This is a genomic window from Parachlamydiales bacterium, from assembly GCA_041671045.1.
Classification (GTDB): domain Bacteria; phylum Chlamydiota; class Chlamydiia; order Chlamydiales; family JABDDJ01; genus JABDDJ01.
Genome location: JBAZCF010000004.1, coordinates 1 through 25476 on the forward strand (window position 1 = coordinate 1; position 25476 = coordinate 25476).

The 25476-nt window shown below is 42.4% G+C and carries 16 protein-coding genes; 9 read left to right on the forward strand and 7 right to left on the reverse strand.

Annotation, left to right across the window (positions count from 1 at the left end):
* Positions 1–253, reverse strand: a 253-nt coding sequence (locus WC222_06120) for a twin-arginine translocase subunit TatC (protein ID MFA6915954.1), incomplete at its 3' end; no start/stop codon positions are given.
* A complete protein-coding gene (gene tatA, locus WC222_06125; GenBank protein ID MFA6915955.1) occupies positions 240–467 on the reverse strand; it encodes a twin-arginine translocase TatA/TatE family subunit in 228 nt (75 codons plus the stop codon). The genes WC222_06120 and tatA, both read right to left, overlap by 14 nt.
* A 73-nt stretch (positions 468–540) precedes the next feature.
* Between tatA and WC222_06130 the strand changes: the two genes are divergently transcribed.
* Positions 541–1986: a hypothetical protein gene (locus WC222_06130; protein MFA6915956.1), complete on the forward strand. Its 1446-nt coding sequence runs from the start codon at positions 541–543 to the stop codon at positions 1984–1986.
* Here the strand turns inward: WC222_06130 and WC222_06135 are convergent.
* The 3 genes from WC222_06135 to thrS all read right to left on the reverse strand — a co-directional run bounded on the left by WC222_06135 (position 1983) and on the right by thrS (position 5834).
* Positions 1983–2744, reverse strand: a complete 762-nt coding sequence (locus WC222_06135; GenBank protein ID MFA6915957.1) for a CT583 family protein — start codon at positions 2742–2744, stop codon at positions 1983–1985. The genes WC222_06130 and WC222_06135 overlap by 4 nt on opposite strands.
* Positions 2741–3511 (reverse strand): ParA family protein, encoded by a 771-nt coding sequence (locus tag WC222_06140; GenBank protein ID MFA6915958.1) that lies wholly within the window; start codon positions 3509–3511, stop codon positions 2741–2743. Before WC222_06140 ends, WC222_06135 begins: the two co-directional genes overlap by 4 nt.
* Positions 3512–3902: 391 nt before the next feature.
* Positions 3903–5834: a threonine--tRNA ligase gene (gene thrS, locus WC222_06145; GenBank protein MFA6915959.1), complete on the reverse strand. Its 1932-nt coding sequence runs from the start codon at positions 5832–5834 to the stop codon at positions 3903–3905.
* A gap of 193 nt (positions 5835–6027) precedes the next feature.
* Here thrS and WC222_06150 point away from each other — a divergent pair, with 193 nt between their 5' ends.
* The 7 genes from WC222_06150 to WC222_06180 all read left to right on the forward strand — a co-directional run bounded on the left by WC222_06150 (position 6028) and on the right by WC222_06180 (position 21325).
* The gene (locus WC222_06150) at positions 6028–7050 is read left to right on the forward strand and encodes a hypothetical protein (GenBank protein ID MFA6915960.1); all 1023 of its coding nucleotides are present in this window, start codon (positions 6028–6030) and stop codon (positions 7048–7050) included.
* A 69-nt stretch (positions 7051–7119) separates the two neighbouring features.
* Positions 7120–10077 (forward strand): hypothetical protein, encoded by a 2958-nt coding sequence (locus WC222_06155; protein ID MFA6915961.1) that lies wholly within the window; start codon positions 7120–7122, stop codon positions 10075–10077.
* 340 nt (positions 10078–10417) lie between these two features.
* On the forward strand, positions 10418–11821 hold the full coding sequence (locus WC222_06160; GenBank protein MFA6915962.1) for a hypothetical protein: 1404 nt from the start codon (positions 10418–10420) through the stop codon (positions 11819–11821).
* Between the two features lie 181 nt (positions 11822–12002).
* Positions 12003–15347 carry an exodeoxyribonuclease V subunit gamma gene (locus WC222_06165; GenBank protein ID MFA6915963.1) on the forward strand — a complete coding sequence of 1115 codons (3345 nt, stop codon included), beginning with the start codon at positions 12003–12005 and terminating at the stop codon, positions 15345–15347.
* Positions 15344–18694 carry a UvrD-helicase domain-containing protein gene (locus tag WC222_06170; GenBank protein MFA6915964.1) on the forward strand — a complete coding sequence of 1117 codons (3351 nt, stop codon included), beginning with the start codon at positions 15344–15346 and terminating at the stop codon, positions 18692–18694. Before WC222_06165 ends, WC222_06170 begins: the two co-directional genes overlap by 4 nt.
* Complete coding sequence (gene recD / locus WC222_06175; GenBank protein MFA6915965.1) at positions 18657–20357, forward strand: exodeoxyribonuclease V subunit alpha; 1701 nt, start codon at positions 18657–18659, stop codon at positions 20355–20357. The genes WC222_06170 and recD overlap by 38 nt, the downstream gene beginning before the upstream one ends.
* Complete coding sequence (locus WC222_06180) at positions 20354–21325, forward strand: MBL fold metallo-hydrolase (protein MFA6915966.1); 972 nt, start codon at positions 20354–20356, stop codon at positions 21323–21325. The genes recD and WC222_06180 overlap by 4 nt, the downstream gene beginning before the upstream one ends.
* On the opposite strand, the gene WC222_06185 is transcribed toward WC222_06180, so the two are convergent.
* Complete coding sequence (locus WC222_06185) at positions 21308–22867, reverse strand: serine hydrolase (protein ID MFA6915967.1); 1560 nt, start codon at positions 22865–22867, stop codon at positions 21308–21310. The genes WC222_06180 and WC222_06185 overlap by 18 nt on opposite strands.
* 76 nt (positions 22868–22943) lie before the next feature.
* Here WC222_06185 and WC222_06190 point away from each other — a divergent pair, with 76 nt between their 5' ends.
* Entirely contained in the window at positions 22944–25121 is a 2178-nt protein-coding gene (locus WC222_06190; GenBank protein MFA6915968.1) for a copper-translocating P-type ATPase, read from the forward strand.
* Here the strand turns inward: WC222_06190 and WC222_06195 are convergent.
* A complete protein-coding gene (locus tag WC222_06195; GenBank protein MFA6915969.1) occupies positions 25092–25427 on the reverse strand; it encodes a hypothetical protein in 336 nt (111 codons plus the stop codon). The two genes, WC222_06190 and WC222_06195, sit on opposite strands and share 30 nt — an antisense overlap.
* Between the last annotated feature and the right edge of the window lie 49 nt (positions 25428–25476).

Below are 25476 nucleotides of genomic sequence, written 5' to 3' on the forward strand. Positions count from 1 at the left end.
AATCATAAGTGATCGGAGCACTGGTATAATTGGTAATGGTATAGGTTTTTAAGGCGTGCTTCGTGAGAGTTGTCTGCGATGTCAATACGGATTGGGAAAACGGTTGCTTAAGTAGTTGTAATACAGGCTCATAAAAGAAAATGAGGATGATAAAGGCGCAAACAAATGCTCCAATCGATCGCAATAAAAGGGATCTAAGCTCTTTGACATGAATGCTTAATGGAAGCAGCAGCTCCTCGCTAAGACTTGACATTCTCCTTGTCGTCCTTTTCTTCTGTTGTTGAAATTTTTTCCACTTTAACAGGGATTTCATGCGTTGTGGCGGATTCCTCTGATTCTCCGTTGCACGCTTTTTTAAATTCTCTGATCCCTTCGCCTAAGCTTTTGGCTAATTCGGGAAGTTTCTTCCCTCCAAAGAGAAATAAAATTAAGAGTAGTATGACTAACAGTTCCCCACTTCCAAACATGTTCCTTCCTTTTGCCTAGATAAAAACACATTATTTCTTGAGTTGGCACATTAATTGCAACTTTAATAGCGTGATGCAAAAAGCGGTTGTCGCTGTGCCCGGCATCACGGCTCACTCTCCTAGAGAGCAGTGCTTAAACCTTTCACGAAAAGAGGATGCTATGCACAGGAAAATCATTCTTCCGGTGGTGTTATCCTTAGTGGTGGTGTCAGCAGGATGGTCTTACCTCAATGCTGACGATTCCGCTACGATGACTGATGAAGTTAAAACTGAGGTGATTGCTCCGGCAGTGCCCCAGCCAGCTACCGACCCTGAAGTGAATAATGATAGTACACTTCCAGAGCAAGGCGTTATTATTGAAGAAGACGCTATGGAAGCAGTTCCTGCACCAGATGAGGAGCTAGCTTTGGAAGAAGGGGATCAAACTGAAGGAATGGTGCCTTCAGAAGTTATGACTCAAGAATCTGTTACCGTAGATGAAGTAGTCAATGAGCCTGCTAAGGATGCGGTTGTGCCACAGCCTGTAGTGAGCGATGATGTTGTTGTTCCGCATGACGCACAGCCAACTGATGTGAATGGCGGCGTTGTTCCTAAGAGTGATGATTCCACAAAGGATATCATTAAGCATGACACAGAAATAGATGAGGATTTGCAATGTGCACCTGCACCGGTTAATGTAGATGAACCCGCAAAAGCAGACGTACCTGCTGCAGGCGCTTTGCCTGAAGCCGGTGTACAGCAGGATGGAACACTTGCTGAAGCTGATGTGGAATCTACCATGGTGCCGCCAGCCGAAGTAGTAAAACATCCTTCGGATGATAATACCGTATTGCCGGTTTGTACTGAAACAGGTCAGGAAAACTGCATAGCTCCAGAACAAGTGCCCGCTCCAGTACCCACTAAGGATGAAGACCACTTAGCTCAGGCGCAAATGGAAGTAAATGTGGAGGCTCCTGCAACTGCACCTGCAGTAGCAGAACCTGTAGTTCCTCCTAATCCTGTATTAACTCCTCCTTCGACGACGATCGAGCAGACAGGAGTTTCTAAAGAGCCAGGCCAGGCCGGGCTCTATATGGACAGATTGAAAAAGTTCACTGTTCAGTTTCCTGAAACATGGGAAGTAAAACCTGGAATGGCAGGGATGGATGTTGTAGGTATTTCTCCTTTAGAAGGTCCTAATGACACTTTTAGAGAAAATGTGAACGTAGCTTCACAAATCCTGCAGGCTCCTATCAAAATGGAAGATTTTTATACTCAGGGCAAGAAAGCACTTTCTGAGCAGCTGCCTGCCTTTAAAGAGCTTGGTGTAGGGGATTCTAATGTCAATGGCCTACAAGTCCATTGGATTGAGTTCTCTCAAGCAAGTAATAATGTTCAAGCTAACATTAAACAGTATTATATCTTATCTAAAGATGGATCTAGAGCCTATATTATTACAGGCGCTGCTCCTCCAGAGAAGTTTGACAGTTTTAAAGCTACAATGGATAAAATTGTCCAATCTTTCAAAGTAGAGAATTAATTCTGCTGTTGGGCTGCTGATAGCAATATCAGCAGCTCATTTGTTAGATACTTCAATGTATTTTTCTGCTTCTTAGAAAAACTCTCTGCATCCACTTCAGCTAAAGTCTCACACACCTTGCGCAGTTCTTTAATGGCTGCATCTACGGGGTCTGCTTTTCTTTTATCTTCATTAGCCAGAGGAAACTTCAGGCGTATTAAAGCAAGGAGCTCATTCTTTGTTTCTCCTTTGTAGTCTTCGATAATACGCTGCTTTTTATTTAACTCGCCGTCTCTGCTGGCAAGTGTGTAAATCGCTTGCCGGGGCATATTCTCGATACGGAGTCTAAGGGGCTGGGGGAGGGCTTGATAAAACTCGTAGTACATCAGGAAATTATAAGGTGTCTGACGGTTGCCATAAGTTGTGATCAGCCATGCAGTAAATGCGCCATCACGGTATTGGGTAAAGATCTGTTGCGCGCGCTTTATCCTCTCACCGTGCAAGATTGCCGCTTGATTGGTTATTGCTTTAAGCTCCATCGTCAGGGCTGAAAGTTCCTGCAGATCTTTAGCGGCATTTTTGGTGCCCTCTTCCGGTGCAAAACTTTCCAAGAGGTCAGCTAAGCCCTCTCTTTCTTGCTCGCTGAGTTCTGTTACACTGAAGATACTAGCAAAGCTGTTCAGTGTTCCATTACCGGCCTGTTTGGCCATCTCGCTCATTTTAGAGTTGGAGGTATTCTTCTTTAGTCGCTGGGATAGGAGGGCGGTAACGTTGCTCATACAAATCGCTTGATTAGTTCTTGGGTAAGTTTTCGGTAGTCTTCCGCAGCACGTGCTGTGGGAGCGGTTTCAAATACGGGTTTGCCATGCACCGAGGCTTCGCTTACAGATATGTCACGGCGGATTTTAGTATTTAGCAGCTTTTTTGGGAATGTGCTTTCGATAACATCCAAGAAGGCGGAATTACTTTTACCACGGCTATTCCAGTAGGAGAGGACAACGCCTGCAACTTCTAGCGGATGCCTTTCGGATAGGCTCTTCATGAAGAGGGAGAGTCTTTCCAAGCCTTTAACGCTATAAAACTCAGGAGTAGCACAAACTAGGGTATGCTGAGCAGCTATCATTGCTGACTCTGTCAACCAACATAGGGAGGGAGGAGTATCAATGAGGATAAAATCGTAAGGGAGCGGGCGTAATATAGTTTTAAGTTTCTCGTGAGAATAGCGGTCGCTAGCTAATGTTCCTGTAACTTCTACTCTTTCCAGCCATGTATCGGCAGGAATAATATCCAACCCTTTGACGGTGCTTTGACGTATGATGTCTTGAACATCTTTTGTTCCTTGCAACACCGGAGCTAAGCTGTCGTGTTCGTCAGGATCAAGGCCTAAGCCTGTTGTAAGGTTAGCTTGAGCATCAAAGTCGACTAGAAGGACTTTCTTTTTGTGGTACTTTACAAGGCCTGCACCAAAGTGTAGTGCGGTGGAGGTCTTTGCCGTTCCACCTTTAAAGCTGCTTACTGCAATGATTGTAGCCGGTTTTGTCTTCATCTTGCGTCAGGGGTATAAATTTGGTTGGAAGCGTATACGAAATGCTAAAAAAGATAAAGCTGTGTGCAATTTTTTTTGTTATAGTACTTATATTTGTAATGTTTATTATTAAGTGCTGGATTTAATTAATTTAAAATTTTTGTTTTTATTTATGTTGGGTGTTAAGAGTTGAAAATTGAACTAAATATTATAAGATGGGTAGAGATGAATTTATAAGTAAACTCAATGCTCCATTAAAAAAATGAGCGAAGTATCCCAATGTCCGCAACGACTTCTTATTTGTATATGTAAAATATATAGCGATTTATTGAGGACCCCTAACCTTAAAAACGAGCTCATAAAAAACAGTGTGTAAGATGCCCTCGACAAGTCGAGGGCTGTGAAAGTGATACTAGGACAAGATTTGTTCTGTGGCAAATGCCGAAGTTAAGCTGCGGGATGCTTTTTCTTGGTTCATTTTAGCAATCAGCTCATCAACACTAATTTCGCCATGCACCACATTATCGCGCGTACGCAGGTTGACAGTTTTGCTTTCTGTCTCTTTGTCACCGACTGTTAATATGTAGTTTACTTTCTCCATCTGCGCAGTGCGGACTTTTTTACTTACTGATTCGTTGGAATCATCTAAACGGCAGTTGTAGCCGGCATCGACAAATTTACGCATTAACTCTGCGCCGTACTCGGCATGTCTATCAGCAACAGTCAGAACTCTCACTTGTTCCGGACTTATCCATAAAGGGAATTTTCCGGCAAAATGCTCAATTAATATACCGAAGAATCTTTCAATGGAACCTAGCAATGCACGGTGGATCATCACCGGGCGTTTTCTTGTTCCGTCGGAAGCTGTGTATTCCAGCTCAAACTTTTCAGGAAGCGACATGTCCAGCTGGATTGTTCCGCACTGCCAAGTACGCTTTAGGGCATCACGAATGTGGAAGTCGATTTTAGGGCCGTAGAAAGCACCATCGCCCGGATTGATTTTGTAAGGTCTTCCGCTGGCGTCTAAAGCTCCTTGTAGGCCTTTTGTGGCTGTTTCCCATTCTTCATCAGAACCGATCGTATTCTTTTCAGGACGTGTGGAGAGCTCTAAGTGGTATTCCAATCCGAATGCGGAGTAAATAGTATCAGCGAATCGGATAGCCGCTAAGATCTCATTCTGGATATCTTCGGGTTTCATGAATATGTGGGCATCATCTTGGTGGAAGCTGCGTACTCTAAATAAACCTGAAAGAGCTCCTGAGGGTTCAAAGCGGTGGACATTCCCTATTTCGGCCACACGCAGGGGCAGTTCTCTATAGCTATGGATATGCGAGCGGTAGAAGAGCATTCCGCCTGGACAGTTCATAGGCTTAATGGCGAAGTCGCGGTCTTCCACTTGGGAAGTAAACATGTTTTGACGGTAGTTCGCCCAATGTCCGGACGTTTCCCACAGTTCGCGTGTCATCATTGTCGGTGTTTTAATTTCTACATAACCGTTGCGTGTCTGTAATTCTCTAATATAAGAAGAGAGAGTGTTCCAGATAAACATCCCTTTTGGATGGATAAATGGCATGCCGGGAGCTTCTTCTTTTAATGAGAAGAGATCAAGTTGCGGGCCGATGACTTTGTGATCGCGTTTTTTTGCTTCTTCTAAAAATGTTAGGTATTCTTTTAGAAGTTTTTTATCGGGGAAGGAGATAGCATAGATTCGAGTCAGCATCTCATTATTGCTGTCGCCTCTCCAATAAGCGCCGGAAGTTTTCAAAATTTTAAAGGCTTTAATTTTCCCTATATTATATAGATGTGGTCCGCGGCAAAGATCGAAAAATTCTCCTTGGTGGTACCCTGTTAATTCTTTCCCTTCTTCTACCGCATCAATTAGTTCTAATTTATATTTGTTAGAAGCAAAATGTTTTTTTGCTTCAGATTTATCTTTAAAAACTTCTTTTTTTGATACGTAGTTTTCATTAATAATTTTTTGAACTTCTTCTTCAATTTTACTAAAGTCTTCATCTGTTATTTGAAGGTTAGCAAAATCATAATAAAATCCTGCTTCTATAGGAGGGCCGATAGTTGGCTTAGCTTCGGGAAATAAACGGAGGACTGCCTGTGCTAATACGTGGGCTGAAGTATGCCAAAATACTTCTTTTCCTAGGGCGTCATCGAAATGCAAAAATTCTACTACGTCGTTCTCTTTCAATGGTGTAGATAAATCACATTGCTTTCCGTTCAGGCTTGCAGAAACTGCTTGCTGAGGGGCATTTAAGTTAAGTTTCTCCGCGAGTTGTTTAATATTGAACCCGTTATCTACCTCGATCATTTTATCAGCTAGTTTGATATGCATAGCTAGTATCCTTATTGAATGTATTTGGAAGTATTCTACTGAAAATTAGAATAAGCTTAAAGGGGTGTAAGATATTTATTTAATTCAACATCATTTGATAAAAGTTCTTGACGCTAACTAAATAATTAAGTTATGAAGATGTGGTATGAGAGCATTTAGAAATTTTCAAACAATAAATTTTATGGAGTGAAACATGCACTGGCGCTCAATTTTTGCAGGCGCTCTGACGTTAGTTCTTGCTATTCAGAGTTATATTTCTGCTGATAATACCACTTTTGTTGGACCAACACTTCGTGGTGTTGTCGCTTCCCCAATTAGTGGTGAAGCTGCTTATTCTGTTTTAGGTGAAATAGGCACACGTAATTTCCGTGGAAATGGCACTATCGCATTTCAAGTTGGAAACAATAACTACTTTAAAATTTCTACAGATTGGCTGACACAAAAATTGCGTTACCACTCTGTAAAAAATAGCCATATCTGGGTACATCAAGAGGCATATGGTGCTGCGTACGCTTATAACTTCAATTGCGGCATCCTAAGCACAATTGATTTGGAAGGCTACTTTGCTCGTGCTCATAACAAAAACTATAGAGATATAGTAGAATTCACACCTGCTTTTGGTGTAGATCCTTCTTTCACAACTACAATTGAGCGCTCTATTTCCGGCGCTAGCTACTACGGTTTTTCAGGTGGAGTGACTTTAGAGCCATTACATTGCACAACAGTATCTGTAGCTTTGAACTGGGATCATATTGATTACCGTACAAAGAACCGTTCTTTAGACAAGAAACAAGGTTTTGGCGGTACAGTATGCATCCACCAGCAAGTTTTTGATAATGTAGGCCTGGATTTGAAAGGATCTTGGAGACGTCCATTTGATGACTACCAAGCAGCTCTTAACTGGTATGTCTGCGGCTACTGCCCAAGCGATCGCGCATCGATCGGTGTTTTCGGTGGATACACACATACACGTTACGGTGTACCTGATGTAGGTAATGTCGGTATCCAAGTCGGATACTTCTTCGGCGGATGCAACTCATGCTACAATCCATGCGAATACGATCCTTGCTGCGAACCATGCAATACATTTGATCTAGTTGCTTGGGCTTCAAGACCTGCAGTTTACATCCCTGTTGTTTTAGCAACTCAAGATGTTCTAACTTCAGTTGTCACAGATCCAATTCCAGTGATTGAAGGTGAATCCGGCAATAATTGAAGATCTTGACGAAGGTTAATCCCTCTATACCATTTAGCGCACCCCTAACAGGGTGCGCTTGGTTCACCTGTGGGTAAGCAGAAATCTGTTCCTATTTCTGATTCTTTATCTGCGCTTGACCCGGCATTTCATTGCGAGGCGTTTCAAGCTGCTATCAAATACCGTAAAAGCCATTCTCCAAAAAATCCTTCGCTCATTCAGTCACTTATTGTGGAAGAATATGGAGATCTATCCCGTCGTTTAGACCGTGCGGAAATCCAAGAAAGTACTGCTGTCAGAAATGTCTTGAAGACAAGACAGCTAGCTAATCTTATCATTGACGATAATGGGGATATAAAAGTTGGGCTGCTGCCTGAGCTTATAGAAAATTTCAAAGAGCACTTGTATTCGTTAGGGCCAGAGCGTCAACACGATTCCTACCGTCAAGATCATATCTTAGCTGCTTTATGTGCTTTGAGGGATAATAGAGACTTAGTTTTGGCTTTAAGAAAAATATCTAAGCCCTATTCTCATAAAAATGCCGAGCAGATTATTAGAGATACGTTGCAGCTGCCATCCAATGCTGCTGTCACAGATGCATTAACGCGAAGGGCTGCATTAAGTGCTTGGCTATGCTATTTAAGGCAAAATGTAGGCTCTTGCTTCGCTACGGCGCCTGCAATCATTATCCACGATGCACAGCCGCATGCTTTTTTCCAGGACATAGATGAGATATTAAGTACCGGCAGACTTAAGCGTACTTTTGGCGGTATAGAGTATTCTGCGCCTATCAGCGTCAGCTGGGGGGCAGGGGATTTGAAACGTCCTATATATGTGCCTAGAAGTTCTGACTTCGGGACGACACAACTTTGGATTTCTCCAGGACTGCTCGAAGGATTTACTTCTATCGGCATACTTGATGTTGAAGAGTCGGCTAAAGCAAGAACACAGGCTTTAAAAACCATTATTGAGCAGATCTTGTTAAAATGGGAGGGTAGCTCTCCTTACTTTTTTGTTTCGGCAGAAGATATATTCAGTGCGGTGATTAAAAAACATTTGGGCATTACATCTAAAGATTTGGAAGATTATGCCAATAGGCCTCGTGAGATGATTCATGGGGTTATTTTGATGAAAATGCCTAAATCAGCTTTAGGAAGCGGTGGTAAAGGGGAACAATGCGCACGGTATTATGTCTTGATGGAACAGGCCGGATCCAAATTTAAAGAGTTGGCAGACAATGCGTTATTAAAGTCCTGGGAATACACTGTAGCTTCATTTGCAGAAACTAAGGCTACATTTTCGAGCTGGAATTTCTATTCATCTTTGGGTTTAAACCAAGATGATGTCAATGGCATTGGACCATGTATATATAAAGCTGTGCAAAGACAGCTGGATGATATTAATGCACAAGTGAAAGAGTATCAAGAACAGTATGCGGCCATGTATGGCCAAGTGCGGTATATGGAAACACGTGTGCGCACAGCAGGAGATTCGGAAGGGCAGTGGCTGCGTGCGGAACTGCGCAGTTTAACAAATGAATTCAAGACTATTCAAGAAATGCGTGATGCAGCAAATGCTAGGGCGCAAAATATGGCGTCTTTGTATAGTTTGTTGGTCGAGATTTATGACGCTATGTTTCCGAAGTATTTTCAGGAAATATATGATGCCGATATTCATGAAGTGATGACAGGACCTTATGATGATAGTCCGGCGGGCTTTAGGCTGGTCTATAAATTTGGACGTGCCAATACATCCCAATGGGTTCCAATCCTAAATGCCAATGAGTTTATCGAGGCTTTGGTTAGCTTTTTCATCGCTACTGAGGTGGAAATAACATCTTCGCCGCATTTTGAAGGTTTAAAGGATATTCTAGCTCGTATAGTGTCATCTATTGTTGCACATGTGCGTACTAGAGAATTTTTGGAAAGCTCGCTTATACGTATGGCGCGCGTGCACAATACCCGTATCATTCAGAATCCCCTTGATAATTTAGATAAAGTAGAAAAGAAACCCTGGGTATATACCTCGGGTGGTAGCATGGAGGCATTGGTAGGATGTTATTTTGGCCTGTTGCAAAGGCCTACCAACACTAGCCGTTGGGTGGAAAGCCCGATCGAGCTGTTAGTTTATCTTATTGATTCAATCAAGCAGATGCCGCCTAAAGAACAGGCTGCCTTGGCAAAATCTATGCGTCCTGCATTGTTGATGCATTCTCCTACGCATGCCTTTTTGTTCACACCTAAGTGCAAGCGTTTTCAAGAACTCTGTGCATCAGATGCTTTTACATATACTTGGGTAAGGGATACGGTTGCCATTCCGATGCAGCGTTTTGCTTCAAATATTGTGCTGGATGAAGCAAAGATGACGTATTTAATTTCTTTATTAGCCGAAAAGGTCCCAATTACATATAGGTATAGGTTTAAAGAAGTTTTTCAGCGGGTCTACGGAACTATGAGCCCATTGGATTTCCGTGCATATCTTGTGACAACAATGCAGGAAGAGATGGCATTATCCCGCGGGGGCAATACAATAATACAGCCTAGCGAGATAGATGCTTTTCTATATGCGCAAATCCCTCTGATTTCTAGACCGCAGGTTACTGAATGTGTAGATGCTATTTTACATGAAATGACGAATGTAGACTACGACAGGATACCGGAAATTATGGATCTGCTAGATGCTCATCTTTCTGTGGGGTATGAGCATGATATTATTGGAGCAAAAGGACTACAAGGTTTAATAAAAGGATTACTCTGTTTGGCCTATAAAAGGACTTCTCTTCCTTGGGATTGCCATAAGCAAATAGCATGCGCTATGCAAAAATTGGGATTTGCTATGCCGGCGCCTATACTTTTTGCTGATACCAACTGGGTTAAGGATTACTTTGGCTTCACGGCAAATCCCGGTACGGGTAATTTTGAGCTATGGCGATTCGATGTGACAGGCACAGAAGGTGCTCCTATGTCAATGTGGAAGCATTGGGTAGATGGAACCCAACGTGAACCACCTTGGGGTATTTATATTCATCCTCATGAATACCAAAGATAGGGCAGAACATTCATTCAGGAAATAACCCCTGATCTCATCCGGCTCTAGGGTAAATTATGCAATAAAGCTAAACAACATCCACAAAGATGAACTATTTAGGTTTGCCATTTAGATAATCAAAAACTGAATTCTTATTACTATCATTTAATCTCTTTTTAATTGACAAATTCGGATCAATAGTATAAAAAACTATGCCGAACACCCAAAACAGACACGTTTGTTGTTTATCCACTTTTAATTACTGCTATTTATTCAAAAGATAAATTTTAATTTTTACGCATCACATAATATGGAGCTCAAAATGAAATTATTAAGGTACTTGTTACCGTTTGTATTTGCCATGAGTTTGGTTACAATCTCATCATATGCAAATGAAGGGGACCGTTATGAAGAAGAATTGAATGAGCGCGATTTCGACGCCTTAAGACAATTCGTTAACTCAAAACGTACGCTTGATTTGCAAGAAAAGTCCTGCAACTTAACTATCAGCGGTGATGTGCGTACTGAATGGCGTCATATGACCGAGAAATGCAACGGAAGAAGAATTCTTGGCAATCGTTTCATTTTGGACGACAAATGTGCTCCGTTAGGTAACAATGACTTTGATGTCGAATTCAACTTGCGCCTAGATTATATCAGTGATAATGCCTGGGGTGTAGCCCATGTTCTATATGACTGCTCAGCCGGTGTAGATGGCGGCAACTGCAGAAAAAGAAAAAGACAATGCTTAGGTAAAGTCCGTAAAAATGACAAATGCTCCAGCCCGCAAAGAGCTTTATATATTAACGACAATTTCATTCCTGGAAGCGTACTTTGCTGCACAGACAAATTTGATGGCGATCCAGCCGGCTGGCATGGCAGCGGTTCTAAATGCGACTTGAACCTCCGCAAAGCTTATATGGGTATGAATGTTTATGACAATTGCGGTACACGCTTTGATGTAGAGATTGGCCGTCGTAATTTGTACAACGTATTTGATTCCAAAGTACAGTTCTTAAGCCGCTTTGATGGTATTTTGCTAAAATATACAAGCTTTTACGAAGAAATGGCAGAGTTCTACGTTTATTTGGCCGGCTTTGTTGTGGATGAGCGCGTCAACCATTTTGCTTGGATTACTGAGATTGGCGTTGAGAACATTTGCGAAAGCTGCTTTGACGTGAAGTATTCCTTCATCGATTGGCCAAAAAGAGGTAAAAACCGTTGCAACATTAGAAGCCCTGAAGGCTTTAAGTTCCAAAACTCTCAGATCTCTATGGCTTACCACTTTAATCCTGAGCTGATCAATATTAAGTCTAAGCTTTATGGTGCAGCTATTATGAACCATTCAGCTCCTAAGTTGACCGTAAGAAATGTTGACGGCATCGATGCGAATGGACAACCCATTTTCGGTAAAACATTCAATTTCAATAACGAATGTTATGCTTGGTATGTTGGATGTACATTTGGTAAAGTTTGCGAACAAGGCGATTGGGCTTTAGACTGCCAGTACCAATGGGTACAAGCAGTGTCTATTCCTGACCGTGATTGTTCCGGTATTGGCCGCGGCAACTTCTTAGGCCAGAGCTTTACTGCAGATGGACGTGGTAACACTAACTTTAAAGGTTGGAGAGCAGAGCTTCTGTATGCTTTAACTGATAACTTGACATTGGATATGATCTGGGAATCTTCCACAGCGCTGAATAAGCGTATCGGTGGAAACCATGATTTCTCTAAATTTGAGTTAGAAGCTATCTACGCATTCTAAAAAAGAAGCTTATCCTAGTGAGGGAGTGTGGCAGCTTTGCTCCAGCTCCCTACTGCTAGGATAAGCTATCTATAGTAAAATCTTCGACTGCAATTTTGACTTGTTTTTCGGAAACATTATTGGACTTGCTAGGATAATCTTATAGCGGTAAAATGCTCTCCTAAGCCTCTTAGGAATTCCTATGCACTGTTTCTATAGCAATCGCGTCGAGGTCCTTTATGAAAGGCTAGTTCAAAGCTTATTCACAGGGAATTCTTCCCACCCGTTTTCAAAAAGGCTTATTTTAGTGGCCAGTCCTGCAATGCGTTCTTGGTTGCAGCTGCGCATGGCTAAAGACGAAAGGCTAGGTATTTTTGCCGGTGTAGAAATAGGGATGGCAGAGAATACTATAGAAAAAATCAGCAGCCTAGGAAATTCCAGCTCTGTTCCTAGTAGGAATGCTTTTTCACTGGGTATAGAATTAGTGCTGACGGAATTATTAAAGGAAGATGGGCTAGATATTCCCTCCGGCATAAAAAATCAGTCAAAACAATCACATTTTCTAGCATCGCAGCTGACGGACCTTTTTGTACGCTATAGTGTTTATGGCAGCGGGCTATTAAAAAGTTGGAAAAATACTAAGCGTAAAGATTGGCAGCAGGTTCTGTGGGAAAAGGTCCATGCAAAATTTCACTGGATTTCGCGAGTTGAGTTGGTTGAAGGAATGGATAGTATTCCTTATGACAGTGTCCATTTCTTTTCTGTCAGTTTTCTACCCCAAGTATATTTAGACTGTTTGGAGCGTTTATCACATAAGACGCCTGCCTTTGGATATATCCTTTCGCCTTGCAGGGCTTTTTGGTGCGACATTTTAGGCGATAAACAGCAGTCGTTTTATTTGCATGCAGTCCAAGAAAAAGGGGCATCGATAGCTCAGCAGATGGCTTTGGAAGATTTATTGATAGACACTAACCCGCTGTTGGCCAATTTTGGCAGAATGGGGCGTGAAATGGCCGCACAGCTAGAAAAGCTGGACGATCATGCAGAGCAAGGTTATGTCATTCCTTCTTCGGTATTGAGTGTAGAAGCTTATCAAGAATATATCGATGAACAGGTCTTCTTTGAACCTGTAGCCAAACCTATAAGCTTACTGCAAGCATTGCAGACAGATTTGACCTTATTGAGGCCTTATCAAGGAGAGTTTATTGCGGTGGAGGGTGAAGGCAGGTCGCTAGAATTGCATGGCGCTCCCACACGTTGGCGTGAAGTAGAGGTTCTCTATAACATACTTGTGGAAGAGATTGCGCATTCTCAGACGACGGACCAACCTCTTCTTCCTAGCGATATCATAGTGATGGCGCCCGATATCGCAGTCTATTTGCCTTACATCAAAGCTGTATTTGAAGAAAAGGAAGGGCAGCTGCCGGTTCAGGTGATGGATGTGCGCATGCCTTCCACAAATGTATATATACAGGCCTTTTTAGCTTTATTAGAGCTGGCAAAAAGCGGGTGGGAAAATAAGAGGATTTTAGACCTCTTGGACTACTTGCCCATTTTAAGAAAGTGCGGCTGGTCCCAAGAGGATGCTGTGACATTGCGAAAATGGATAAAACAATCGGCAGTGCACTGGGGATTTGATGTTAAGCATCGTGACGAATTTTTGGCCTCTGCCTACTTGCCTCAAAATGCTTTAGATAGGTCTGAGGTAGGCACGTGGTATAGTTCGTTAAAGGGATTATGCAACAGTTTATTGACAAGTTCAGAAGATAATCCCGTTTTTCTAGAGGTTTCTGATGCTCCCTTATTAGGGGAGTGGTGGGAGTTTTTATATGGTTTAAAGAGCGATTTGGAGCCCATATCCAAGCAGGAAGAGTATCCTCTTGCCCAATGGATCGCATATTGCAATAAGCTGGTCGATAAATATCTTTATTCTGAACATGATGAGGAACTAGTTCAAGGACACCTTGTCCTGCAGAAAACGTTAAAAGAGCTTGAATTAGCATTTACGGGAAAGTTGTCTTTTACTTTGATAGAATCCTGCTTAACAAGAGCATTAGATCAGGTTACTACAACATACCGGGAAGGTAATTTACAGGCAGTCCGCTTCTGTTCACTTTTACCTATGCGCGCTGTGCCGGCAAAAATTATTGCCTTAATAGGTATGGAAGCAGGAATGTACCCTAAAAAGGGATATGATCCTATTGGATTGGATTTAATGAAATCGACCGGGCTAGGGGACTACTGTCCTCGGCAATCCGACTTTGACCGCTATCTTTTTCTGGAAGCCCTTTTATCTGCACGCGAAAAGTTGGTGATAACTTTTCCTGCCCAATGGAATCATGGCGGCCATGCAGAAGAAAAAATGCCTTCACACTTGCTAGAAGAGCTTGTAGGATATCTTGATAAAGCATACAGAATAGATGGCAAGCTTCCTTCTGAAAAAATCCTGTATCAACATGCCCTTCCAAGTTATCACTATTCACATTTCCAAACAGATAGCGTCCCTAATTACCTGCCTTCAAGACTATCTTGGGCTAAAGCGGCCTATGGGTGTTTGAAAAATGGAAAGCAGAATTTTTTTGATCAATTTGCCGATTTTATACCCAGTAGGAGTGTTTCAGAGCAACGTGTCGAGCTTAGTACTTTAAAGTCTCTGGCTGCAAATCCACTTAAAGAATATTTAAAAAATGTTTTGAAAGTGGATCTGGAACGATCTTTGAAGTATAAAAACGTTGTGGATGAACCTTTAGATCTTCCCCCGCTAGATCAGGGATCTATGAGCAGCAAGTCCCTTACAGAAGAAATGTCCCGGGTTATACATAGGGCAACGGTAACAGGGAAAATGCCATTTGTGCCCATTAAAGAGGTTTACTCACGCAAGCTGTATGCAAATGATGCGCATTTAAGCCAGCTGGCTTCCACAATTTCAGAAACAGACAAGAAGTGTACCTTTCAACTTTCTGCCCATTATTTGGAGGTAGAGATTGGGGATGAAATGTGTAAATTCCCTCCGCTTGTAATTCCAAAACCACAGGGGGGGCACTGGATTATTGAAGGGGAAATTCCGATGGTATCGCCTCAGGGATTATTTGTTTATGCAGAAGCCAAGCTGGGCAAGCTTATCAAAGCGTGGCCTCATTTCTTGGTACTTAAATGCCTTATTGAAAAATACCAGCTTCAGGTGGACCCTTGTATTCTCCTTGTCCATACAAAAATTAACCAGGCTGTCCGAATGGATGCTTCTGCAATAAATGCTGAAGAGAATTTAGTTCGCTTTCTAGAGTATTTTGAAGCTACGCGCGTCCATCCTTCTCCTTTATTGCCGGACTGGCTTTCCTCTATCCTGGAGGGTGACAGGAATAAGTTGCAAAAAGAATTTGAGAAAGATCCTCAAAGTGGATTCAACTTTATGGATGATACAGTGCGTTGGTTATTTGAAAATGAAACATATCCGGATGCTGAGGGGATTATTCAGAAATGGCAACCCAAAGCAGCCGAATTGTTTGGGGAGCTTCAGGCGTTGGTTTCTAAGAAGGAAAGTAAATGATAGGGTTTCCCAGTTTTAACGTATTGTCATCTTCACAATCTATTGAAGGGCATCTTCTTTTAGAAGCTTCGGCAGGAACAGGCAAAACTTTTGCGATCGAAAATATCGTTGTCAGGAGTATTTTGGAAAAGGGCCTGGCGTTGGATCGTATTCTGGTATTGACCTTTACAAATGCTGCTACAAATGACCTTAAAGCACGTATCCGCAGCTGTATTTTTAAGACTATAGAAGACCTTGCGCACGGTAATACAGGTGAGAACTATTTACATAACGTGGCGGAGCAGGGAGAGCATGCCATCTGGCAAGCAAAACAGAAGCTGCGCCACAATCTGTTTTTTTTCGAGAACAGCCAAATATTTACTTTACATGCCTTCTGCAGCCGTACTTTGACTGATCTATCCCTTTTGGACCCCCAAGAATGGATGCTATCCTATGCTGAGATAAATGAATGTATTGTTAACTATATACGCACCTCTTTGACGCTTCCTCTCATCCATCCTGCAGAGCTGGAGATATTATGGAGCACTACAGAGAGGGTCGTCTCAGAAATTAAATCCCAGCTATTGCGTGGAGCCTCCATTGCTAAACTTCCTCATTATGCTGAAGGGGAGCAAGCCTTTCGAGTTCTTTTAGAAAGTGCACGCCAGAAATATGCTTTTCAATCAGATAAAGTTTTAGAAGACTTCCAAAAAATAACGAAAGCATGTGGTAAGAGGGATATCGACAAACACGTAAAGAGGCTTCGGAATTTTGCCCGCCTTCTGCAAGAGGGAGCATCTGTCACTTCCTTTCAACTCTTAATAGAGGAAGGTTTGATTTGGCTGGAGAATATCAAACCAGAGAAAATCCTTACCAAAAATGTTAACTTCGCTAACCTCAACCTGCACTACCCTACATTAGATGCTTGGATACGTAACGAGCTTGAACCCCTTTTGAGAAATCATACAGATAAGGATTTACTACTGTTAAGGTTGGCGCATGGTGCACAGAAAGTTTTCCGTGCATGGATGCGTTCTGAATACCGGAGCACAAACGACGATTTGCTGCGTTTGATGGTGGAAAAGACGCACGACCCTTCTATTGGGGATCAGATCCGTTCTAAATACGATCTAGTGATTGTAGATGAGTTTCAAGATACCGATCCCTCTCAGTGGACTATCCTAAAAAATCTTTTTCTAGATCCACAACATCATTGGAATGGACAGCTCATTCTTGTAGGGGACCCTAAACAATCCATCTATGCTTTTAGGCAGGCGGATATCTATACTTATCGTGAGGCGGCAAATACGTTAGGCCAAGCGGCTATGGCTTCATTAGATACCAATTTCCGTTCACATCCTAAATTGGTAGAGGGCTTAAACAGACTTTTTTCTGCTGAAAGAGTCCCTAGGCTGATATATTTGCCTTCTACAGATGAAGCAGTCTATTGTAATCCGGTAAAGGCTGGATTAAAGGAAGAAGTGTTTTCTCTTTTACCTGTGGAGGAGGTCGGCATTGAATTCGTTGCTGCTAAGGCAACGGAGGACGTGAACCAATATATTGCAGCAGAAATATTACGTTTAAAGGAAAGCTACGGATTTGACCCCTCTCGTTGCGCTATATTGGTCAAAGACCGCTATAAAGGGGCAGAATTGGGCAAGGTATTAAAACAGTTCGGTTTGCCTTATCGCTTGAATCGCGATCGGTCTTTGATAAAATCTCCGGCATATTCTCCTTTAAAGCAGTTAGTTAAAGCGGTCTTGCATTGTAAGGATATTGGAATCGTAAAGGTAGCTTTAGGGGATAAAATCCTTAATTGGAATTATAAACGTCTTCTGCAGTTGAATGAACCTGCGGTGTTAGCTGCAACATTGCAGATGTTTGCCAAGTGGAATGCTAAGCTTCATAGCCAGGGGATCGCTCATTGCTTGCAAGCTATCCTGGATGAGCCTTGTGCTGAAGATTCCATTACTTATGGTGAGGCAATTTTAAAAAGTGAAGAGGGCACAGAATTCTTCTTAGAGCTATTTCAAATTGTAGAGCTGCTCTTAGAGCACCAGCCCTTAGGTTCAAAAAACCAGGGCGGCTTAATAGACTTGTTTGATGTCCTGGAAGAATTAGATCTTGAAGAGTCGGGTGATTTAGCTATCCAAGGGGATGATGCCCAGGGGATATCCATTGTAACTATCCACTCCAGTAAAGGCTTGGAATTTGATGTTGTCTTTACGCAAGGAATTATCTTTGATTCGCCTGCCCCTTCTTCCATTATTGTTAAACATGAGGAAGAGGAACGGGTCATTCAAGCTGTCCATCCTGAATCCGAAGATTACTTGAAATATTGTGAGGAGATTGATGCAGAAAAGATGCGTCAATTTTATGTCACCGCTACACGCGCTAAATACAAACTGTATTTATTTGCCTTGGAGCAGGAAAAAACTCCTAAGAAGGGAAAGGCTGCAATCGTTGACCTATATCTAAGCCACCTGCAAGGACATGGAGAGAATTATCATTGCCTTTATGAGGGTATAGGATCTCTTTCATTGGGAAAATTCCCTTCTTTGGTCAAATTACTGGATCCTGAGTCCCATTCTATCCGACATAAGGTTTTGGATGAATGCAGCCGTAGCTTGCATATAGACAAAACGGTTATCCAACCCGATGAATATGTATTTATTGAGCCGTTTCAACCTAATTTTGATTTCTCAAACTCATTTATTTCTTCCTATACAGGCTTGGCAAAACATGAAGTGGAATTATTGGAACATATTCCCCCTTCAGACTGGGAAGGGGAAGTGAAGAGTGTACATACTTTACCTGCGGGTGCTGAAACAGGAATTCTCTTCCATACTCTCCTAGAAAAAATAGATTTCACGAGACCTTTTGATAAGCAGGCTTTATTACCCTTTTTCCAATCTAAAACTGCTCCTTGGATAGATGTCGTTTATGAGATGTTGCACCAAATTGTCAGTATTCCTTTGCAAAGCCATTCTAAGCCATTTGCTTTAAGCGAAATTTGTAGTGCGAAACTGTACAAAGAAACAGAATTCCTATTTTCTTCAGCGCAATATGGAATTCTTAAAGGAGTTATCGACCTTTGTTTTGAATATGATAACAAGTACTATTTGCTGGATTGGAAGACAAATTGGTTAGGGCCCCAAGCAGAGTTTTACACTCCATCCCATCTGCAGCAAGCCATGCAAAAAAATGATTACTTTTTGCAAGCGCAAATTTATATGGATGCATTAAGGAAGTATTTTGCTTTGGTTGATAAAAGACCCTTTGAAGATTGCTTCGGAGGTTACTATTATTTATTTTTAAGGGGAATTCCTAGTGGAAACGGTATCTTCTCAGTCCTTAACCCCGCTTGAGGCGCTGGCCTCGCATTGGCCTATCTTGCAACAAAGCCTGTTGCAAGAGATCATAGATCCTATCGATGTGATCCTGACAGGACATATTCTTGAAGGGCGCTATGCTGAACTTGAGGAAGCTTGCGCTATCTGCCACCTCTCTTTGGCCGTACGTTCTGGCCATTTATGCGTGAAATGGGAAGAAGGGAAAATTGAGCCTTCTCCAGAGCTATTTTGGGATACACTCGCGAAAAATATTTTTCCTTACATTGAAAAAGGGCTTAAAAAGCTTATTGAAGAAAATGCTAATTCCTATCTTTCAGTATATGGATCCGCACTCTACTTCCAGAGGTATGTCCAGTTAGAGGAACAGTGTGCAGAACTCTTCAATAGCCATCAAAGATTCCACCCTACCATTCTACTTAACGCAGCATCTTTTGACGCATATCTCTCCCATCATCCGGCACTACTAAAAGAACAAAAAGACGCTATCAGCAAGGTTTTGCATCAAACGATTAGCTTTATCACAGGGGGGCCGGGCACCGGCAAAACCTTTACTGCAAGCTGTTTGATCGAAGCGATCGGAAAGAGCCTGCCTGAGGAATGCAGAGCATCGTTCGAAATTGCTTTGGCTGCTCCCACGGGTAAAGCTGCCTCACATCTGCACCAAAAAATTATTGCCCAATTGCCGGATGTCAATGCGCTGATTTCTTCATCCACAATCCATTCATTATTAAATATCAGCTCTTCAACCAAAGAGTTTAAAAAGAAACTTTCGCATGATCTTGTTGTTGTCGATGAATCCTCTATGATTGACTTAAAGTTGATGACAGCTCTTTTATGTGCGCTTAAGCCCGGTGCGCGACTTGTCTTGCTAGGCGACCATCGTCAATTACCCCCTGTGGAGCCGGGAGCGCCCTTCAACGATTTGATCTCGGCCCGCTTTAAAAGCGCAGATATTGCTTTGCAACCGGGGTATTTAAAAACATGCATGCGTGCAGAGCTCAAGGAGATTGTCCATTTCGCAGAGGAAATTGATAGGGGCGATTTAGAGGCCGTTAAAAGATCCTTAAACACCCCGGGATCTGCCGTACAAGGAAAGCTTTTGCCTGAAGCTAGGGCTTTTAATCAAACGGTGCAGTACTTATCCGGGCTATTTCCTTCTTTGCTCTGTACGACAGAATATCCCGATATGCAGGTTCTCAAGTCATTCCGTTTGCTTACTCCCCTACGAAAAGGGGTATGGGGTGTTGAATCTTTGAACCAGGCATTGCATAAAACATTGCTGGCGCAGCTTCCGGTAGGGGCATCGCCGGCAATACCCATCCTTTTGACGACTAATGATCATCAGCTGCAATTGTACAATGGAGATATGGGATTTTTATGGAAGGGACAGGGGTATTTCGCTGCATCTGATGGATCATGGCGTATTATTCCGACAGCGATTTTACCTAAATACCAATATGGTTATTGTTTATCGGTACATAAAAGCCAGGGCAGCGAGTTTGACCGCATTGCTGTGCTGCTACCTCCCGGAACGGAGGTATTGGGACGTTCCTCATTGTACACTGCAGTCACAAGGGCAAAACAATCAGTGGAATTGTGGTATGATCCGGTAATACTTGAAGCGACAATTCGGCAGGACAAGTTGCGGATTTCGAATTTATCTAGGAGGATAGAATGATGAATTACCCCATTTCAGATCATTTTGACGGAAGAAAATTCAGAAATTTGGATCCTACCGCCCACAGCGATAAAAACCTTTGGGATATTATCAAGTGGCGTTGGTCGGCAAGGCCTAAGCCTTGGCCGCTTTGGATCGATAATATGCATCTGCCAAATATTGCTTCAGATGTATCTCTAAATGAGGTGTCTGTAACGTTTATCAATCATTCTACCTGTTTGGTACAACTGAATGGTATTAACATCTTGACAGATCCTGTTTTTTCAGCACGCGTCAGCCCCTTCTCTTTTATTGGTCCTAGGAGAAGGCGTTTTCCGGGAATTGCATTAGATAGTTTGCCGAGGATTGATGTGGTCACGATCAGTCACAATCATTATGACCATTTAGATGTTGGTTCGTTGGCGGCGCTTAATGCTAGATTTTCACCTTTATTCATCACCCCCTTGAATAATGCATCCCTTTTGAAGGAAGTGGGTATAGATCAATGCATTGAGTTAGATTGGTGGCAGGAAAGGCCTTTAATGAACGGAAAGATAGCCTTAGTCCCTGCGCAGCATTGGTCGGCTAGAGGAATATTTGATCGTTGTAAAGCCCTTTGGGGTGGATTCATCTATCAATTTGGGGGGATAACGATCTATTTCGCTGGAGATACCGGCTATAATACACATTTCAAAACTATTTATGAGAAGTATGGCGCACCAGATATTAGTTTGCTGCCGATTGGCGTCTATGAGCCTCGGTGGTTTATGCAGAAGCAGCATATGAATCCTGAGGATGCCGTTAAGGCGCACTTAGATCTTAAATCCAAATTTTCGATGGGTATTCATCAAGGAACATTCCAACTTTCTGACGAAGGGCAGAAAGATCCCGCAAATAGTCTTCAGGAACATCTAATCCGCTATAAAGTAGATCCGGAGAGGTTCATTTCTCCGGAAAATGGCCAGACCGTCTCAAGTCAGAATCTCTGACTTTTGTGGGGTATCTTCTATTGGTTTATCATTTTTAGGTTCTTGTGGAGAAGGTTCCTTTTTGAAGAATCCCACACAAGGCATACGCAAGCCTATGATATCTTTTTTGTCATCCGATAGGATGAAGGTCACTTGTTGTAAGATAGGTGTGTAGGAAGGAATTCCAGTGATGCTGAAGTCATCCCCTTGCCAATGTTCTAAACTCCCTTTGTCATTATTGTAAGTTGTGATCAAGAGGCTATTTTCATCTTTGGATATCCTTACAGTACCGAATGCGAGGTTTACATATTCCCCGCTATAATTCTGCAAAAGGAAGGTAGGAGCTAGATCTTTATTCCGATCCGCTTTGATTTGAGTGATCTGAGCGTCAAATTCCAATTCCATGGACTTAATTGCATCTTGGCCAATTTTATTCCAATCACGCGGTTCTTTTTTTAAATACTTATCAAGCAAAGAGTTAAGTAAGCATGCAAGAGCGGGATTCTCTGATTGGTTGGATAGGATGCAGATGCCTAGCTTTTCTTCCGGTACGATAGCAAGAAGAGTTTGGGCTCCGTCCGAAAGGCCTGTATGCATATATATTTCTTTATCCCCAACACGGTATAACATCCATCCATAGCCATAGGCAGCTACAGGATTGAAATAAGTATAAATATTCCATTTATAGACATTGGATATGATGGGTTCTATGACAGATTGGGCATTCTGTGTTTCTTTGATCAAGGGCCCTTGTTGAAGGAGGTATTTAAGCCATTTTGTCATATCTTTAGCGTTGCTGATAATACCTCCGGCAGCTGCAATCATGTCTAAGCTTTGATAAGCGATAGGATCCTTCCGGAAGTAAGGGGCTAGATGGGATTTAACTTTGTTGTCACTTTCTAGGAAGGTATTAAAGTTAAAAGTAGTGTTTTCCATTTCCAAAGGTTTGAATATTTTCTCTGCGCAGTATTCCTGCCAAGGTTTTCCACTGACTTTTTCCATCACTTTTGAGGCTAGGACATATGCCATGTTGCTATAGCTAAAGTGTGCACGGAACGAGAAGGCTGGATTCATCTCGGCAGTTCTTTGGATCAGTTCGTCTTCAGTACGATTAGTATGCCACCAAAGCCTCCACGCTTGCATACCGGTACTTGGCAAACCCGTTCTTCCGGACAACAAATCCCTAATAGTCATTAGTTGGGTAGCTGTTTCATCTTTCAATTTAAATTCAGGCCAATAAGTACGTACAGGTTCTTCCCATTCAAGACGTTTTTCATCTACAAGCATACTGGCGGTTAATCCCGTAAATGCCTTTGTCAGCGAGCAGATCTGAAAAAGAGTGTTTTCATCGACGGGAGCGTCTACACCCCTTTCCCTTGTTCCATACCCTTGGGCTTTGACGACATCATCATTTTGAACAATGGAAAGTGCTATCCCCGGGGTGGACCAAGATTCCATTGTTTGGATGACAAATTGATCTATTTCATCTGCGTTTTCTCGAGTCGAATCCGCAGTGAGTTTTGCAAATAGAACAAGAAAAATGATGAGGTAGATTTTATGCATAAATACCTGTATTTACGTTATTTATCTGGATAATGTATTCATAGATTTAATTTTACTTAAAAGTTAAGGCTCCCAGATGGAACATTCAGACTCCTGCTGTCATCATGAAAAACTCACCGGTATCAATGAAATCCCTCCCGAGGGGACGCTTTTTACGTGCCCGATGCATCCCGAAATTGAACAGGATCATCCAGGTTTTTGCCCCATTTGCGGAATGGCGCTCGAACAGAAAATGATTACAGCTCAAGTCGATGATTCGGAATACAAGGATATGTTGAAGCGCTTTATCTTTGCGGGTCTTTTGACTCTGCCGGTCCTAATATTAGTAATGGTACCGGGTCTTTTGCCTGAGGGGATATCCCCTTGGATTCAATTTATCCTAGCTACTCCGGTAGTTCTTTGGTCAGGATGGCCCTTTTTTGTACGGGGGTGGCAATCAGTTAAAAACCGTTCATTGAATATGTTTTCCTTGATTTCCTTAGGTGTCGGAACAGCCTATCTTTATAGCGTTATAGCGGTATTATTTCCTTCCATCTTCCCTAACTCCTTTAAACACAATGGGGAACTCTTCATCTACTTTGAAGCGGCCGCTGTCATAACAGTGCTTGTGCTCTTAGGTCAAGTCCTGGAGCTTAGAGCTAAGACGCATACCAGCCAGGCTATTCGGGCGCTTCTAAACCAATCAGCAAAAACAGCCCATCGTATTAATGGAAGTGTAGAGGAAGAGATATCCATAGATCATGTACATGTGGGCGACCTGTTACGGGTGAAGCCGGGTGAAAAAGTCCCTGTCGATGGCACTATAAATGAAGGATCAAGCCTAGTTGACGAATCGATGATTACCGGAGAGCCTGTCCCTGTTCTGAAGAATCTGAATGATCCAGTGACAGGGGGGACCCTCAACCAAACCGGAAGCTTTATTATGGAGGCCAAGCATGTAGGGAAGGAAACTCTTTTGGCACGTATCGTACAAATGGTTTCTGAAGCACAGCGTACCAAGGCCCCTATTCAAAAACTTGCAGATACCGTCTCCGGATATTTCGTGCCTATTGTATTGATGATTGCATTATTAACATTTATTATCTGGAGTATGTATGGACCCGAGCCGCAGTTTGTCTATGCGTTGCTAAATGCAGTGGCAGTACTAATTATTGCCTGTCCGTGTGCTTTAGGGCTGGCAACGCCCATGTCGATTATGGTAGGAGTTGGAAGAGGTGCTGAGGAAGGTGTGTTAATAAAAAATGCAGAAGCCCTAGAGTTGATGCAGAAGGTAGATACTATCGCTTTGGATAAAACAGGGACTCTCACTTTAGGAAAGCCGCGTGTTGTACAAGTCTATTCGTTGGGAAAAGCGACTGAGCAGGAGCTTTTAAGCTATGCTGCAGCCATAGAAAGCCTTAGCGAACATCCCTTAGGACAAGCGATTGTAGCAGAAGCAAAAGAACGTCATTTAGAAATCCCTTCCGTCCAAGATTTTCAGTCGATTACAGGTGGAGGTGTGACAGGAATAATTCAAGGAAAAAATATTTTTATTGGAAAGCCCTCTCTATTAGCTGATAACCGCCTTCAAGGTTCTAATGCGTTGTTGTCATCCATTGAAGAAGCTCAAAAACAAGCCCAAACCGTAGTATTGATTGCGGTGGATAGAGAAGCGCAAGGATATATTGCCATTACAGACCCTATTAAGCCCTCCACGCCCAAAGCGATACAGGACTTGCATCATCTGAACCTTAAGATTGTGATGCTGACCGGTGACAATGAGTTCACAGCAAAAGCTGTAGCACAGAAACTTTCCATTGATCAGGTATTTGCAGGCGTGAGCCCAAAAGATAAGAATACCATTATTCAAAAAATCAAAAATGAAAAGCATATTGTTGCTATGGCAGGAGATGGCATTAACGATTCACCTGCGTTGGCAGCAGCAGATGTGGGCATTGCTATGGGAACTGGAACCGATGTTGCAATGGAGACAGCGGGAATCACTTTAGTGAAAGGCGATCTAAATGGAATCGTCAAAGCTGTCCAGCTCAGCCGTGCGACCATGAAGAATATTTGGCAGAACTTATTTTTTGCCTTTATCTATAACGCCTTAGGCATACCCATTGCGGCAGGAATTCTCTATCCATTCACTGGGATATTGCTCAATCCCATGATTGCAAGTGCCGCAATGGCGTTTAGTTCGGTCTCTGTTATCCTTAATGCCTTAAGGTTAAAAAAGGTTAAGTTAGGGTCTTTGCCAGAGCAACGATCCTGAATACTTGTCAATGCATGTAAGAAATGTTTTATTTCCGGTTCTGGCTTTAGAAAAGACGAGAATTTGATCGCCTGAAAGCTTACAGGAGAGGATTTTTGCATGGAAAGGTGCATCCCACAGTAAGTTACCTTTGTAAGTATAGCCTGTGATATGATCTTCATCAGTGAAGCTAGTGATCACATATATAGCTGTCGGAGAAAGAATCATTCGCTCTTGATTGAATTCACTATCGCCCAATTGTGCAGCGCAAGTTTTGCCCGCTATGACCATGAACATACAGATAAATAATAAACGCATTGCTTTCATTGAAAAATCTCCAAAATAAGGTTTAAGCTTTCCCACAATATACCAGAAA